The 12,631-nt window shown below is 75.5% G+C and carries 16 protein-coding genes; 1 reads left to right on the top strand and 15 read right to left on the bottom strand.

The features are described from left to right. Positions 1–45: 45 nt before the first annotated feature. From trpA to hisI, 9 genes are all read right to left on the bottom strand, one after another. On the bottom strand, positions 46–861 hold the full coding sequence (trpA, locus tag JE024_RS26135) for a tryptophan synthase subunit alpha (RefSeq protein WP_205375929.1): 816 nt from the start codon (positions 859–861) through the stop codon (positions 46–48). Continuing rightward, positions 858–2,150: a tryptophan synthase subunit beta gene (gene trpB / locus JE024_RS26130; protein ID WP_205375928.1), complete on the bottom strand. Its 1,293-nt coding sequence runs from the start codon at positions 2,148–2,150 to the stop codon at positions 858–860. Before trpB ends, trpA begins: the two co-directional genes overlap by 4 nt. Before the next feature lie 254 nt (positions 2,151–2,404). After that, entirely contained in the window at positions 2,405–2,686 is a 282-nt protein-coding gene (gene trpM, locus JE024_RS42140; protein WP_307840716.1) for a tryptophan biosynthesis modulator TrpM, read from the bottom strand. 7 nt (positions 2,687–2,693) lie between these two features. Continuing rightward, on the bottom strand, positions 2,694–3,503 hold the full coding sequence (trpC, locus tag JE024_RS26125) for an indole-3-glycerol phosphate synthase TrpC (RefSeq protein WP_205375927.1): 810 nt from the start codon (positions 3,501–3,503) through the stop codon (positions 2,694–2,696). A gap of 116 nt (positions 3,504–3,619) precedes the next feature. Beyond that, complete coding sequence (locus tag JE024_RS42360) at positions 3,620–4,489, bottom strand: DUF2752 domain-containing protein (protein ID WP_372449841.1); 870 nt, start codon at positions 4,487–4,489, stop codon at positions 3,620–3,622. A gap of 36 nt (positions 4,490–4,525) precedes the next feature. Continuing rightward, a complete protein-coding gene (locus tag JE024_RS26115) occupies positions 4,526–4,777 on the bottom strand; it encodes an HGxxPAAW family protein (RefSeq protein WP_205375926.1) in 252 nt (83 codons plus the stop codon). Positions 4,778–4,904: 127 nt separating this feature from the next. Next, on the bottom strand, positions 4,905–5,558 hold the full coding sequence (locus tag JE024_RS26110; RefSeq protein WP_205375925.1) for a TIGR02234 family membrane protein: 654 nt from the start codon (positions 5,556–5,558) through the stop codon (positions 4,905–4,907). A 17-nt stretch (positions 5,559–5,575) separates the two neighbouring features. Continuing rightward, entirely contained in the window at positions 5,576–7,060 is a 1,485-nt protein-coding gene (locus tag JE024_RS26105) for an anthranilate synthase component I (protein WP_205375924.1), read from the bottom strand. Positions 7,061–7,071: 11 nt separating this feature from the next. Beyond that, complete coding sequence (gene hisI / locus JE024_RS26100) at positions 7,072–7,443, bottom strand: phosphoribosyl-AMP cyclohydrolase (RefSeq protein ID WP_244883224.1); 372 nt, start codon at positions 7,441–7,443, stop codon at positions 7,072–7,074. A 165-nt stretch (positions 7,444–7,608) separates the two neighbouring features. On the opposite strand from hisI, the gene JE024_RS26095 reads away from it, so the two are divergent. Continuing rightward, positions 7,609–8,241: a TIGR03085 family metal-binding protein gene (locus tag JE024_RS26095; protein ID WP_205375922.1), complete on the top strand. Its 633-nt coding sequence runs from the start codon at positions 7,609–7,611 to the stop codon at positions 8,239–8,241. Positions 8,242–8,474: 233 nt separating this feature from the next. On the opposite strand, the gene JE024_RS26090 is transcribed toward JE024_RS26095, so the two are convergent. The 6 genes from JE024_RS26090 to JE024_RS26065 form a co-directional block, all read right to left on the bottom strand. Continuing rightward, entirely contained in the window at positions 8,475–9,725 is a 1,251-nt protein-coding gene (locus tag JE024_RS26090) for an MFS transporter (RefSeq protein ID WP_244883077.1), read from the bottom strand. A gap of 210 nt (positions 9,726–9,935) precedes the next feature. After that, entirely contained in the window at positions 9,936–10,691 is a 756-nt protein-coding gene (hisF, locus tag JE024_RS26085) for an imidazole glycerol phosphate synthase subunit HisF (protein ID WP_205375921.1), read from the bottom strand. Beyond that, positions 10,688–11,092 carry a RidA family protein gene (locus JE024_RS26080; protein ID WP_205375920.1) on the bottom strand — a complete coding sequence of 135 codons (405 nt, stop codon included), beginning with the start codon at positions 11,090–11,092 and terminating at the stop codon, positions 10,688–10,690. Before JE024_RS26080 ends, hisF begins: the two co-directional genes overlap by 4 nt. Beyond that, positions 11,089–11,817: a bifunctional 1-(5-phosphoribosyl)-5-((5-phosphoribosylamino)methylideneamino)imidazole-4-carboxamide isomerase/phosphoribosylanthranilate isomerase PriA gene (gene priA / locus JE024_RS26075; protein ID WP_205375919.1), complete on the bottom strand. Its 729-nt coding sequence runs from the start codon at positions 11,815–11,817 to the stop codon at positions 11,089–11,091. The genes JE024_RS26080 and priA overlap by 4 nt, the downstream gene beginning before the upstream one ends. After that, complete coding sequence (hisH, locus tag JE024_RS26070) at positions 11,814–12,458, bottom strand: imidazole glycerol phosphate synthase subunit HisH (RefSeq protein ID WP_205375918.1); 645 nt, start codon at positions 12,456–12,458, stop codon at positions 11,814–11,816. The genes priA and hisH overlap by 4 nt, the downstream gene beginning before the upstream one ends. Positions 12,459–12,462: 4 nt before the next feature. Then, complete coding sequence (locus tag JE024_RS26065; RefSeq protein ID WP_187283383.1) at positions 12,463–12,630, bottom strand: CG2302 family histidine operon protein; 168 nt, start codon at positions 12,628–12,630, stop codon at positions 12,463–12,465. Position 12,631 lies beyond the last annotated feature (1 nt).

Genomic DNA, 12,631 nt, shown 5'->3' with positions numbered 1-12,631 from the left:
GGAGGCGTCTGCGCGCCTCCCCGGTCCCGTTTCCACCCGTTCGAGCTACGCGGTGCCGCGCACGCCCCGGGCGAGGTCGCCCGCCAGTTCCCGTACCGCCGCGACGGCGGCGGTGTCGTCCGCCGCGTCGAGCATCCGCTTGACGAACGCGGAGCCGACGATCACCCCGTCCGCGAAGCCGGCCACCTCGGCGGCCTGGGCGGGGTCGGAGACGCCGAGGCCCACGCAGACCGGGAGGTCGGTGGTGGCGCGGGTGCGCCGCACCAGGTCCGCCGCCTGCTCGCCGACGGACGCCCGGGTGCCGGTGACGCCCATCAGGGAGGCGGCGTACACGAATCCGCTGCCGGCCGCCGTGATGGTGGCGAGCCGCGCGTCCTTGCTGCTCGGGGCGACGACGAAGACGGTGGCGAGACCGTGCTTCTCGGCGTGCTCCCGCCACAGGCCGGACTCCTCGACCGGCAGGTCGGGCAGGATGCACCCGGCGCCCCCGGCCTCGGCGAGCTCGGCGGTGAACCGCTCGACGCCGTAGCGGTCGATCGGGTTCCAGTAGGTCATCACCAGCACCGGCTTTCCGGTCGCCGCGTGTGCCTCGCGCACCGTGCGCATCACGTCGGCGATGCGCACGCCGCCCCGCAGCGCGATGTCGTCGGCGGTCTGGATCACCGGGCCGTCCAGGACCGGGTCGCTGTGCGGCAGCCCGACCTCGACGACGTCGGCGCCGCCCTCGAAGGCGGCCTTGACCGCCTCGATGCCGGTGTCGACGTCGGGGAAGCCGGCCGGGAGGTAGGCGATCAGCGCGGCCCGGTTCTCCTCCCGGGCCGCGGCGAGGGTGCTGTTCAGCAGGTCGAGATTGCCGCTCACGAGGCGTCCCCCTGGATCTCTGCGGCGCCGTCGTCCGCCGAGGCGTCGGCCTCGACCCGGGCGTCCGTGTCGTACAGCCCGAAGTAACGGGCGGCGGTGTCCATGTCCTTGTCGCCGCGGCCGGACAGGTTGACCACGATCAGCCCGTCCTTGCCGAGCTCGCGGCCGACCTCCAGCGCGCCGGCCAGCGCGTGCGCCGACTCGATGGCCGGGATGATGCCCTCGGTGCGCGACAGCAGGCGCAGCGCCTGCATCGCGTCGTCGTCGGTGACCGCGCGGTACTCGCCGCGGCCCGAGTCCTTGAGGTAGGAGTGCTCGGGGCCGATGCCCGGGTAGTCGAGTCCGGCCGAGATCGAGTACGGCTCGGTGATCTGGCCCTCGTCGTCCTGGAGGACGTAGGACCGGGAACCGTGCAGGATGCCCGGTTCGCCCGCGGTCAGGGTGGCCGCGTGCTCCCCGGTGGCGATGCCGTGGCCGGCGGGCTCGCAGCCGATCAGGCGGACGCCCGAGTCGGGGATGAAGGCGTGGAAGAGGCCGATGGCGTTCGACCCGCCGCCGACGCAGGCGACGGCGGCGTCGGGGAGCCGTCCGGCCCGCTCCAGGAGCTGCCGCCTGGCCTCGACGCCGATGACCCGGTGGAAGTCGCGCACCATGGCGGGGAAGGGGTGCGGGCCGGCGACCGTGCCGAAGAGGTAGTGGGTGCGGTCGACGTTGGCGACCCAGTCGCGGAACGCCTCGTTGATGGCGTCCTTGAGGGTGCGGCTGCCGGACTTCACGGCGACGACCTCGGCGCCCAGCATCCGCATCCGGGCGACGTTGAGCGCCTGGCGCCGGGTGTCGATCTCGCCCATGTAGACGGTGCATTCCAGGCCGAACAGGGCGCAGGCGGTGGCGGTGGCGACACCGTGCTGGCCCGCGCCGGTCTCGGCGATGACCCGGGTCTTGCCCATGCGCCGGGTGAGCAGGGCCTGGCCCAGCACGTTGTTGATCTTGTGCGAGCCGGTGTGGTTCAGGTCCTCGCGCTTGAGGAAGACCCGCGCGCCGCCGGCGTGTTCGGCGAAGCGGGGCACCTCCGTGAGGGCGCTGGGGCGGCCGGTGTAGTCGGCGAGCAGTCCGCCGAGTTCGGCGGTGAACTCCGGATCGGCCTTGGCCTTCTCGTACTCGACGGCGACCTCGTCCACGGCGGCGACGAGCGCCTCCGGGATGAACTTGCCGCCGAAGGCTCCGAAGTAGCCCTGGGGGGTGGGGACATGACCGTCGGGGTCGGGAATGAAGAAGTCGCTGGACATGGCGACGGGACTCCTCGTATCCGGGCGGGTGTGCCGCTCCGGGACGTGTCGGGTGATGGGTGACGGGGCGTCGCGCCCGCGGCCGGAGCCCGCCGCGCCCACGCCCTTCCCGTACGGAGGCTACGCCGCCGCCCCGCCGTGTCCGGCCACCGGCGCGGCCGGACGCCGTCCGGGTGCCGATGGCGACGGCCGCCGGGGCCGCCGGGAGTGCGGGGGCGCCGCGCGGACGCGGCGGTGTACCGGGCCGGGCCCGGTCAGGGAAGGAGGCGGGTCGGGGCGGTGACCCCGCTCCGCACGGCCTGTCGGCCTGCGCGCGAGAGCGCGCGGCGCCATCGCATGCCGTTGACCTGGCCCGGTTCGTCGCCGATCACGTACCGCACCCGCCGGCCGTGGACCCTGCGGGCCGGGGCGCGGCAGCCCCGCGGACGGCAGCCGCGGGCGAGCCGGGCGTACGCGTGGCCGGGCGCCGCGGGCACGCCGGACCTGCCCGGGCGGACGCCCGGGGCGGGTCGGCGGTGGCGGCGCGCGGCGGTCACGGAGAGGTCAGCCCCGCCCGTGGCGCAGGGCCGGGTGGGCGCCGGCGGCGACGAGGTCGGCCACGGCCGACTTCGGGTCGCGGCCGGTGACGAGGGACTCGCCCACGAGCACGGCGTCGGCGCCCGCGTTCGCGTAGGCGATCAGGTCGTGGGGGCCGCGCACGCCGGACTCGGCGATCTTCACGATGTGCGCCGGGATCTCGGGGGCGACGCGCTCGAAGGTGGAGCGGTCGACCTTGAGGGTCTTCAGGTTGCGCGCGTTGACGCCGATGATCTTCGCTCCGGCGTCGACGGCGCGCTCGACCTCGTCCTCGTCGTGGACCTCGACGAGCGGGGTGAGCCCGATGGACTCGGCGCGCTCGATCAGCGAGACCAGCGCCTCCTGCTCCAGCCCGGCGACGATCAGCAGCACCACGTCGGCACCGTAGGCGCGGGCCTCCCAGAGCTGGTACGCGGTGACGATGAAGTCCTTGCGGAGCACGGGGATGTCGACCCGGGCCCGGACGGCCTCCAGGTCGGCGAGGGAGCCGCCGAAGCGGCGCTCCTCGGTCAGCACGGAGATGACCGCCGCGCCGCCCGCCTCGTAGTCCGCGGCGAGACCCGCCGGGTCGGCGATGGCGGCGAGGGCGCCCTTCGACGGGCTGGAGCGCTTGACCTCGCAGATCACCTTGACGCCGTCGCCGCGCAGTGCGGCGACCCCGTCCTTGGCGGCGGGGGCCTTGGCGGCGCGCTCCTTGAGCTCGTCGAGGCTGACACGCGCCTGCCGCTCAGCCAGGTCGGCGCGCACACCTTCGATGATCTCGTCGAGCACACTCACGCGAGCGGCCCCCTTCCGGGACGGTGATGACAGTTCAGGATCAGCCATCTCGATGGTATCCGCACCAGGGCCGAGGCTCCGCATCCGGATGGCCGGCGTCCCACTGGCTGGGACTTTCAGGGGGCCAGCGCGGACCCGAACGGCAGGTTCCGCACCACGGCGAAGATCAACGCCAGGGCGCCGACGGACCACCCCACGAGGGGGCTGACCCGTGGCCGGAACGGCCGCCCCCGGACGGCGTGAACCAGCCAGATCACCCACACCACGGCGAAGACCAGATAGCCGGCGACGGCGACGGCGTTGGCACCCAGCGCGGTCGCCAGATCACCGTGGACGAACGCGTGCGCGCTGCGCAGCCCGCCGCAGCCGGGGCAGAGCACGCCGGTGACGCCGTACAGCGGGCAGACCGGGTAGTGGCCGGGTTCGTTGGGGTCGACGCTCCCCACGTATGCGAAGGCCGCGGCGACCCCGGCGAACGTCACCACCGGCCCGGCGATCCGCCGCCCCAACGTCGCCGGACCCGCGTGGGCGGCCTGCTGCCCGGGGGCGCCGTGCCCCCATCCCCCGGGGGGTGCGCCGTGCGGCGCGGGAGCCGGGGGTGACGCCGGGGTGCCCTGCGGCGCGGGCCCGGCCGATACGGTCGCCGACCGGCCGTCGCGCTGGGCGGGCTGGGCGTCGCGGGGCGGGCCGGGGCGCGCAGGAGCGCCGTCCTGCACGGGCTCGGCCGACGCGGTCGCCGACCGCCCGCCGCGCTGGGCGGGCTCGCTCGCGCGGGGCGCGCCGTATCGAGCGGGCCCGGGCTGCTCGGCGGGACCGCCGGGCAGGGCGGCCCCGGGATGCCCGCCGGTCGGCGCGCAGGCCGGGTGCGGCGCGGCGGCCACGCCGGCCGCCGGATCCGGGGACGGTGCGGGCTCGGCCGGGGTGGCCGGGCGGCCGGCGGGGGTGGGCTCGGGGGCGGGGGCGGGTGACGGGGAGGTCGGGGTCACGGGCGTGATTGTGCCGGGTGCACGACGGCGGCCGCGTCAGGCCGCTGCACCCTCGCGCGCGGCGGCGCGGGCGCGGGCGTCGACGACGGCCTGCGGCTCCTTGGGGGTGCCCATGCCCGCCATCTTCATCGCTCCGCCGACGACGGCGCCGAGCACGATGAGGGCCGACCCGGCCCAGAAACCGGCCGGGCTGTCCGCGACCATGAAGACGCCTGCGACACAGAAGCCGATGAAGGCGATGATGACGCCGGTCCAGGCGGCCGGGGTGTGTCCGTGGCTTCCCGCCATGAGTGTGCTCCTCGTTTCTGGTGCGCTGTCGTGAGCTGGGCCCCGGCGCCGGTGGGGCCGGTGCCCGTGGTCGGGCCGGGGGTCCGATGCCATTGTCCCGTACGCCGGGACGGTGGATCCGGTGGGGTCACCCTTCGCGCGTCGGGTCCTCGCCGCGGTCCAGTGCCTTCCACAGATCCTCGGGGCGGTCGGGATCGACGGCGGCGGCCCGCCGGGGCCGGGGGGTGCCGTCGCGCTCGTAGCGGCCGGACATGGTGGGCCAGAGCCTGCCGTACCGCAGGGCCAGCAGACCGGCCAGCAGGATCAGCAGTCCGCCGGCGGCCGTCACATAGGGCCAGACCGTGTGGGTGAGCCCGTCCACGGCGGCCGCCGCGTCACCGGTGGTGCGGGCCGCCTTCTCGTCGAGGGCGTCGGTGTCGGAGGCGCCGAGCAGCGCCGCAGCCACCGCGCCGGCGCCGCTGAGCGCGAGCAGGGCGGAGACGAGCAGCCGGCCGCCGCGGCGGGCCGCGAAGACCGCCACGAGCGCGGCCAGGCCGACGACGGCCAGGGCGGTCGGGACGCCGGTGACGTCGCCGCCCTTGGCCTCCAGCCCGACGGTCCCGCCGCCGACGGACGCGGTGCCCTCGGCCCAGACGCGGCCGGCGGCGAGGAGGACGACGGTGGCACCGGCGGCGCCGAGGAGCAGCGCGGCGGCGAGGCTGCGGCGGCTGCCGCTCGCCGCCGGCGGTGCGGCGGCCGAGGTACGGGGCTGGGGTACGGGAACGGCACTCACCCGTCCCACTATCCCCTACCGGCCGGTCAGCCGTTCAGCCGGTTGGCCGTGTGGACGGCACGGAGCACCGCGGCGGCCTTGTTCCGGCACTCGGTGTCCTCGGCGACCGGGTCGGAGTCGGCGACCACGCCCGCGCCCGCCTGGACGTAGGCGGTGCCGTCGCGGAGGACCGCGGTGCGGATGGCGATGGCGGTGTCGGAGTCTCCGGCGAAGTCCAGGTAGCCGACGGCCCCGCCGTACAGGCCGCGCCGCGAGGGTTCGAGTTCGTCGATGATCTGCATGGCCCGCGGCTTGGGCGCGCCCGAGAGGGTGCCGGCGGGGAAGCAGGCGGTGAGCACGTCGAAGGCGGTGCGGCCCTCGGCGACCCGGCCGGTGACGGTGGAGACGATGTGCATCACATGGGAGTAGCGCTCGATCGACATGAAGTCGACCACCTCGACGCTGCCGGGCGCGCAGACCCGGCCCAGGTCGTTGCGGCCGAGGTCGACGAGCATCAGGTGCTCGGCGCGCTCCTTGGGGTCGGCCAGCAGTTCCTCGGCGAGGTCGTGGTCCTCCTGAGGGCTCGCGCCGCGCGGCCGGGTGCCCGCGATGGGGTGCACCATGGCCCGGCCGTCCTCCACCTTGACCAGCGCCTCGGGGCTGGAGCCGACGACGTCGAAGCCGTCGAAGCGGAAGAGGTACATGTACGGGGAGGGGTTGGTGGCCCGCAGCACCCGGTAGACGTCCAGCGCGCTCGCCGCGCACGGTGTCTCGAAGCGCTGCGAGGGGACGACCTGGAAGGCCTCGCCCGCGCGGATGCGCTCCTTGATGTCCTCGACGGCCGCCTGGTAGTCCGGGCCGCCCCACAGGGCGGAGAACTCCGGCAGTTCGGAGGGCGGCAGGACGGCGGGCGCCGAGGCGAGCGGCCGGGAGAGGTCGGCCTCCATGGCGTCGAGGCGGGCGACGGCGCCCGCGTACGCCTCGTCGACGCCGGTGTCGAGGTCGTTGTGGTTGATCGCGTTGGCGATCAGCAGGACCGTCCCGTCCCAGTGGTCGAGCACCGCGAGGTCCGAGGTGAGCAGCATGGTCAGCTCGGGGAGGCGGAGGTCGTCGCGCTCGCCGGGGCCGATGCGCTCCAGGCGGCGGACGATGTCGTAGCCGAGGTAGCCGACCATGCCGCCGGTGAACGGGGGCATGCCGGCGGCCAGGTCCCGCGTGGTGTGCAGGGCCTCGACGGTCTCCCGCAGCGCGACCAGCGGGTCCCCGGCGGTGGGCACGCCGACGGGCGGGGTGCCGATCCAGTGGGCCTCGCCGTCGCGGGCGGTCAGCGTGGCGTCGGAGCGCACGCCGATGAAGGAGTAGCGCGACCAGGAGCGGCCGTTCTCCGCGGATTCGAGGAGGAAGGTGCCGGGGCGTTCGGCGGCGAGCTTGCGGTACAGGCCGACGGGCGTGTCGCCGTCCGCGAGCAGCCGGCGGCCGACGGGGATGACGCGGCGGTCCGCCGCCAGCTTGCGGAAGGTCTCGAGATCCATGGCGGCAGACCCTACTTGTCCAGGAGCACGTCGGCGTCGAAACAGGTGCGGGCCCCCGTGTGGCAGGCCGCGCCGACCTGGTCGACCTTCACCAGCAGGGTGTCGGCGTCGCAGTCCAGGGCGACGGACTTGACGTGCTGGACGTGGCCGGAGGTGTCGCCCTTCACCCAGTACTCGCCGCGGCTGCGGGACCAGTAGGTGCAGCGGCCGGTCGTCAGGGTGCGGTGCAGCGCCTCGTCGTCCATCCACCCGAGCATGAGCACCTCGCCGGTGTCGTACTGCTGGGCGATGGCGGGCACGAGGCCGTCGGCGCTGCGCTTGAGGCGGGCGGCGACGGCGGGGTCGAGGGAGCTCGGCGGGACGCTGCTGGTCATGCCGGCCATTGTGCCGTGTCGCACCGGCCCGGCGGACGGGCGTCCACGGGCCGGACCGGGTGGCGGGAGCGCGCGCACGGTGTGCCGCCCAGGGCCGTCGGACCGGCGCGCGCGCCCCGGATCGGGGCCCCTCACACCGGGCGCCCGGTCGCGGGGCCCCGTACGCTGGCGGGCATGTCGACCCATGCCAAGCGTGAACGACTTCTGCTCGCCGACCTGTTGGAGGCGGCGGGCCCGGATGCCTCGACCCTGTGCCACGGCTGGACGGCGCGTGATCTCGCCGCGCACGTCGTGATGCGGGAGCGGCGGCCCGACGCGGCGGGCGGGGTGCTGCTGAAGGCCCTCGCGGACCGGGCGGAGCGGATCCAGGCCGAGTTCGCGGCCCAGCCGTACGAGGAGCTGCTGCGGATGATCCGCAGCGGCCCGCCCCGGATGTCGCCGTACTCCCTCAAGCAGATCGACGAGGCGGCGAACACGATCGAGTTCTTCGTGCACGCCGAGGACGTGCGCCGGGCGCAGCCGGACTGGACCCCGCGTGACCTGGACCCGGTCTTCGAGAACGTGCTCTGGTCGCGGCTGGAGAAGGGCGCGCGGCTGCTGGGCCGGCGGGCCCCGCTCGGCGTGGTGCTGCGCAGGCCCGACGGTCAGACGGTGGTGGCGCACCGGGGGGCGCCGGTGGTGACGGTGACGGGTCAGCCGGGCGAGCTGACGCTGTTCGCGTTCGGCAGGCAGGACGCCGCCCGGGTGGACCTGGAGGGCGACAAGGACGCGATCGCACGGGTGCGCACGGCGCGGCTCGGGGTGTAGGCCCTCCGGCCCGGTCGGGGTGCGGGCTCCCCCGCCGGGCGGCCCCGGGACAGCCTGGCGCACCGGCCGGGGCGAGGGCCCGGGGCTTCCCGGGTGGGCGCGGCGGATCCGGCGGCCCCCGCCCGGCCGGGCGCGCCCCAGGGCTCCCCGGCTTCCCCGGGAGGGGCCCGTCCTGCGAGGTGGTTCGCCGCGCCGGGACGCTTCCGGAAGACCCGGTGGCGGATCGGGGGCGGTCAGTGCGGGAGCTCCGCCCGGCGCAGGTGCGCCGAGCAGAGGCCGTACACCGCCCCCGCCGCGCACACCAGGGCGCTGACCGCGAAGACGGGGGTGGTGCCCCACAGGCCGACGGCGGCGCCGGTGAGCGGGAAGCTCAGCGGCGCGAGGCCGAGGCTGACGAAGGTCGCCAGCGAGGTGACCCGGCCCAGGTGGGCGGGGTCCGACGCGGTCTGGAGCAGGGCACCGCAGAGTGAGCCGCTGACCCCGGTCAGCACGCCGACCAGGGCCGCGACGGCCACGGCGGCGGGGAGGCCGGGCACGAGGGCGAGCGCGGCGATCGCGGCGGAGCCGGTGACCAGCGCCAGACCCATGACGAGCCCGGCCCTCGGTATCCGGCCCCGGACGGCCAGCAGCAGGGAGGCCGCGGCCGATCCGGCGGCGAAGCCGGCGAGCAGCCAGCCGAGTCCCGGGGCGCCCCAGCCGCGGGCCTCGGCGAGCAGGGCGAGGCCGACGCCGAGCGGGCCGACGAAGCCGAGGTCGCTGACGGCGATGACCACGATCAGCGGGCCGAGCACCCGGTGACCGCGCACATGGCGCAGCCCGTCCCCCAGGTCCCCTGCCAGGCGCTTCAGGCGACCGGTACGGGCCGGCCCGGGGGGCGGGGCCGTATCCGGCGGCGGGAGCGGGGCGATGCGGAGGGTGAGCAGCAGCGGGAGCGAGAGCGCGAAGAGGGCCGCCGCGGCGGCGAACGCCGCGGGTGCGCCGGACAGGGCGGTGGCCGCCCCGCCGAGCGGGGCTCCGGCGACGGTCGCCCCGCGGCCGGCGAGACCGCGCAGCCCCTGGACCCGGGCGAGCTGGCCGCGGGACGCGATGCGCGGGGGCAGCGCGCCGACCGCCGGCATGAAGACGGCGTCGAGGACGCCGAACACGACGGCGACCGCCGCCAGCACCCACAGTCCCGGCGTGGCCAGCCACAGCAGGGCGGCGAGGCCCAGCACGACCAGGCAGCGGGCGGTGTCGCTGACGACGACCACCGTCCGGGGCCCGACCCGGTCGGCGAGCACGCCGCCGCCCAGCATGAGCAGCGCCCGCGGGACGGCCCCCGCCGCCAGCACGGCCCCCGCCTCGGCGGCGCTGCCGCCGCGGGTGGCGGCCCAGGTCAGGGCGACGTGGTAGACGCTGTCGCCGGTGGCCGACAGTCCGTACGCACCGAGCCAGCGCAGCACCTGGGGATCACGATGGGCGGGCAGCCCCACATCGGCGGGCACAGCGGTGGGGCCTCTCGGAACGGAAACAGGGGGAACGGGGGCGGCGCGGGGCGCGCGCCCCGGAGCGGGCCGTGCGGCGGCGACCCCGCACGAATGTACGGGACCGCCTCCCACCCGCCGCGGCCGCCCGCGCCTGCGGGCGCGCGGCCCCGCGCCCGCAAGGCGACGCCCCCGCCCGGGCGGACCGGGGCGGGGGCGGGTGGGCCGGGGTCAGCGGACCGGGTGGCCGGCTTCGCGGAGGGTGTCCTTGACCTGGCCGATGCGCAGGTCGCCGAAGTGGAAGACCGACGCGGCGAGGACCGCGTCCGCGCCCGCGGCGACCGCGGGCGGGAAGTCGGCGAGGCGGCCCGCGCCGCCGGAGGCGATCACGGGGACCGACACGTGCGTGCGCACGGCGGCGATCATCTCGGTGTCGTAGCCGTCCTTGGTGCCGTCGGCGTCCATCGAGTTGAGCAGGATCTCGCCGGCGCCGAGCTCGGCCGCGCGGTGCGCCCACTCGACGGCGTCGGTGCCGGTGCCCCGGCGGCCGCCGTGGGTGGTGACCTCGAAGGTGCCGGACGGGGTGCGCCGGGCGTCGACGGAGAGCACCAGCACCTGGCGGCCGAAGCGTTCGGCGATCTCGCGGATCAGCTCCGGGCGTTCGATCGCCGCGGTGTTGACGCCGACCTTGTCGGCGCCCGCCCGCAGCAGCCGGTCGACGTCGTCGGCGGAGCGCACGCCGCCGCCCACGGTCAGGGGGATGAAGACCTGCTCCGCGGTGCGGCGCACCACGTCGTAGGTGGTCTCCCGGTTGCCGGAGGAGGCGGTGATGTCGAGGAAGGTCAGTTCGTCGGCGCCCTCGGCGTCGTAGAGCTTGGCCATCTCGACCGGGTCACCGGCGTCGCGCAGGTTCTGGAAGTTGACGCCCTTGACGACGCGTCCGGCGTCGACGTCCAGGCAGGGGATGACGCGTACCGCGACGGTCATGCGTCACCTCCGGCGGGACGGTACGCCTCGACCTCGACCTCGACCACGAGCGAGGGGTCGACGAAGCCGGAGACGACGATCATCGAGGCCGCGGGCCGCGCCTCGCCGAAGAGCTCCTTGTGGGCCCGGCCCACGTCCTCGGCGTCACGGGCGTGGGTGATGTACATCCGGGTGCGCACCACGTCGGCCGCGCCGAGCCCGAGCTGCTTCAGCGCGTCGACGGCGACGCCGAACGCGGTGAGGGTCTGCTCGTACGGGCTGCCCGCGGCGATCTCGCCGTCGACGACGGAGGTGCAGCCGGCCACCAGGACCAGGCCGTTCGGCAGTTCGACGGCGCGGGAGTAGCCGAAGGCCTCCTCCCACGGGCCGCCCGAGCCGACGCGGCGCACGGCGCGGCTCATACCGCCACCGCCGCGAGTGCCTCCTCCAGGGTGAACGCCTTCGCGTACAGGGCCTTGCCCACGATGGCGCCCTCGACGCCCACCGGGACCAGGCCCGAGAGGGCGCGCAGGTCGTCCAGGGAGGAGACGCCGCCGGAGGCGACGACGGGCTTGTCGGTGGCCGCGCAGACGTTCTTCAGGAGCTCCAGGTTGGGGCCCTGGAGGGTGCCGTCCTTGGCGATGTCGGTGACGACGTAGCGGGCGCAGCCCTCGGAGTCGAGCCGGGCGAGGGTCTCGTAGAGGTCGCCGCCGTCGCGGGTCCAGCCGCGTCCGCGCAGCGTGGTGCCGCGGACGTCGAGGCCGACGGCGATCCGGTCGCCGTGCTCGGCGATGACCTTGGCGACCCACTCGGGGGTCTCCAGCGCGGCGGTGCCGAGGTTGACGCGGCGGCAGCCGGTGGCGAGCGCGGCGGCCAGCGAGGCGTCGTCGCGGATGCCGCCGGAGAGCTCGACCTTGATGTCCATGGCGGCGGCCACCTCGGCGATCAGCTCCCGGTTGTCGCCGGTGCCGAAGGCGGCGTCGAGGTCGACCAGGTGCAGCCACTCGGCGCCGGAGCGCTGCCAGGCGAGCGCGGCCTCCAGCGGGGAGCCGTAGGAGGTCTCGGTGCCCGACTCGCCGTGCACCAGGCGGACGGCCTGGCCGTCGCGGACGTCGACGGCGGGGAGGAGTTCAAGCGTGCTGCTCACAGTGTTCCGATCCAGTTGGTGAGGAGCTGGGCTCCGGCGTCGCCGGACTTCTCGGGGTGGAACTGGGTGGCCCACAGCGCGCCGTTCTCGACGGCGGCGACGAAGGGCTCGCCGTGCGTCGCCCAGGTGACCCGGGGGGCGCGGATGGCGGGGTTGGTGACCTCCAGCTCCCAGTCGTGCACCGCGTAGGAGTGCACGAAGTAGAAGCGCTCGTCGGCGCCGACCCCGGCGAACAGGTCGCTGTCCGCGGGGGCTTCGACGGTGTTCCAGCCCATGTGGGGCACGACGGGGGCCTTCAGCGGGCCGACGGTGCCCGGCCATTCGTCGAGGCCCTCGGTCTCGACGCCGTGCTCGATGCCGCGGGCGAAGAGGATCTGCATGCCGACGCAGATGCCCATGACGGGGCGCCCGCCGGCCAGCCGGCGGCCGACGACCCACTCGCCGCGGGCCCTGCGCAGTCCGTCCATGCAGGCGGAGAACGCGCCGACGCCGGGGACGAGCAGTCCGTCGGCGTTCATGGCGGTGTCGTAGTCGCGGGTGATCTCGACGTCGGCGCCGACCCGGGCGAGGGCCCGCTCGGCGGAGCGGACGTTGCCGAAGCCGTAGTCGAAGACGACGACCTTCTTGGCTGCTGCGCTCATGGCGCTACCCCCAGATTCCCTGGATCCGCAGGACACCGGCGAGCAGACACATGAACGAGGCACCGGCGAGCAGCACGATGACGCCCTTGGGCATGCCCTGCTTGGAGAAGGAGTACACGCCGCCGGCGAGGAACAGCCCGACGACGATGAGGATGGTGGAGAGGCCCGTCATC

The organism is Streptomyces zhihengii (assembly GCF_016919245.1).
In the GTDB taxonomy this organism is placed as follows: domain Bacteria; phylum Actinomycetota; class Actinomycetes; order Streptomycetales; family Streptomycetaceae; genus Streptomyces; species Streptomyces zhihengii.
This window is presented reverse-complemented; position numbering and strand designations above follow the sequence as displayed.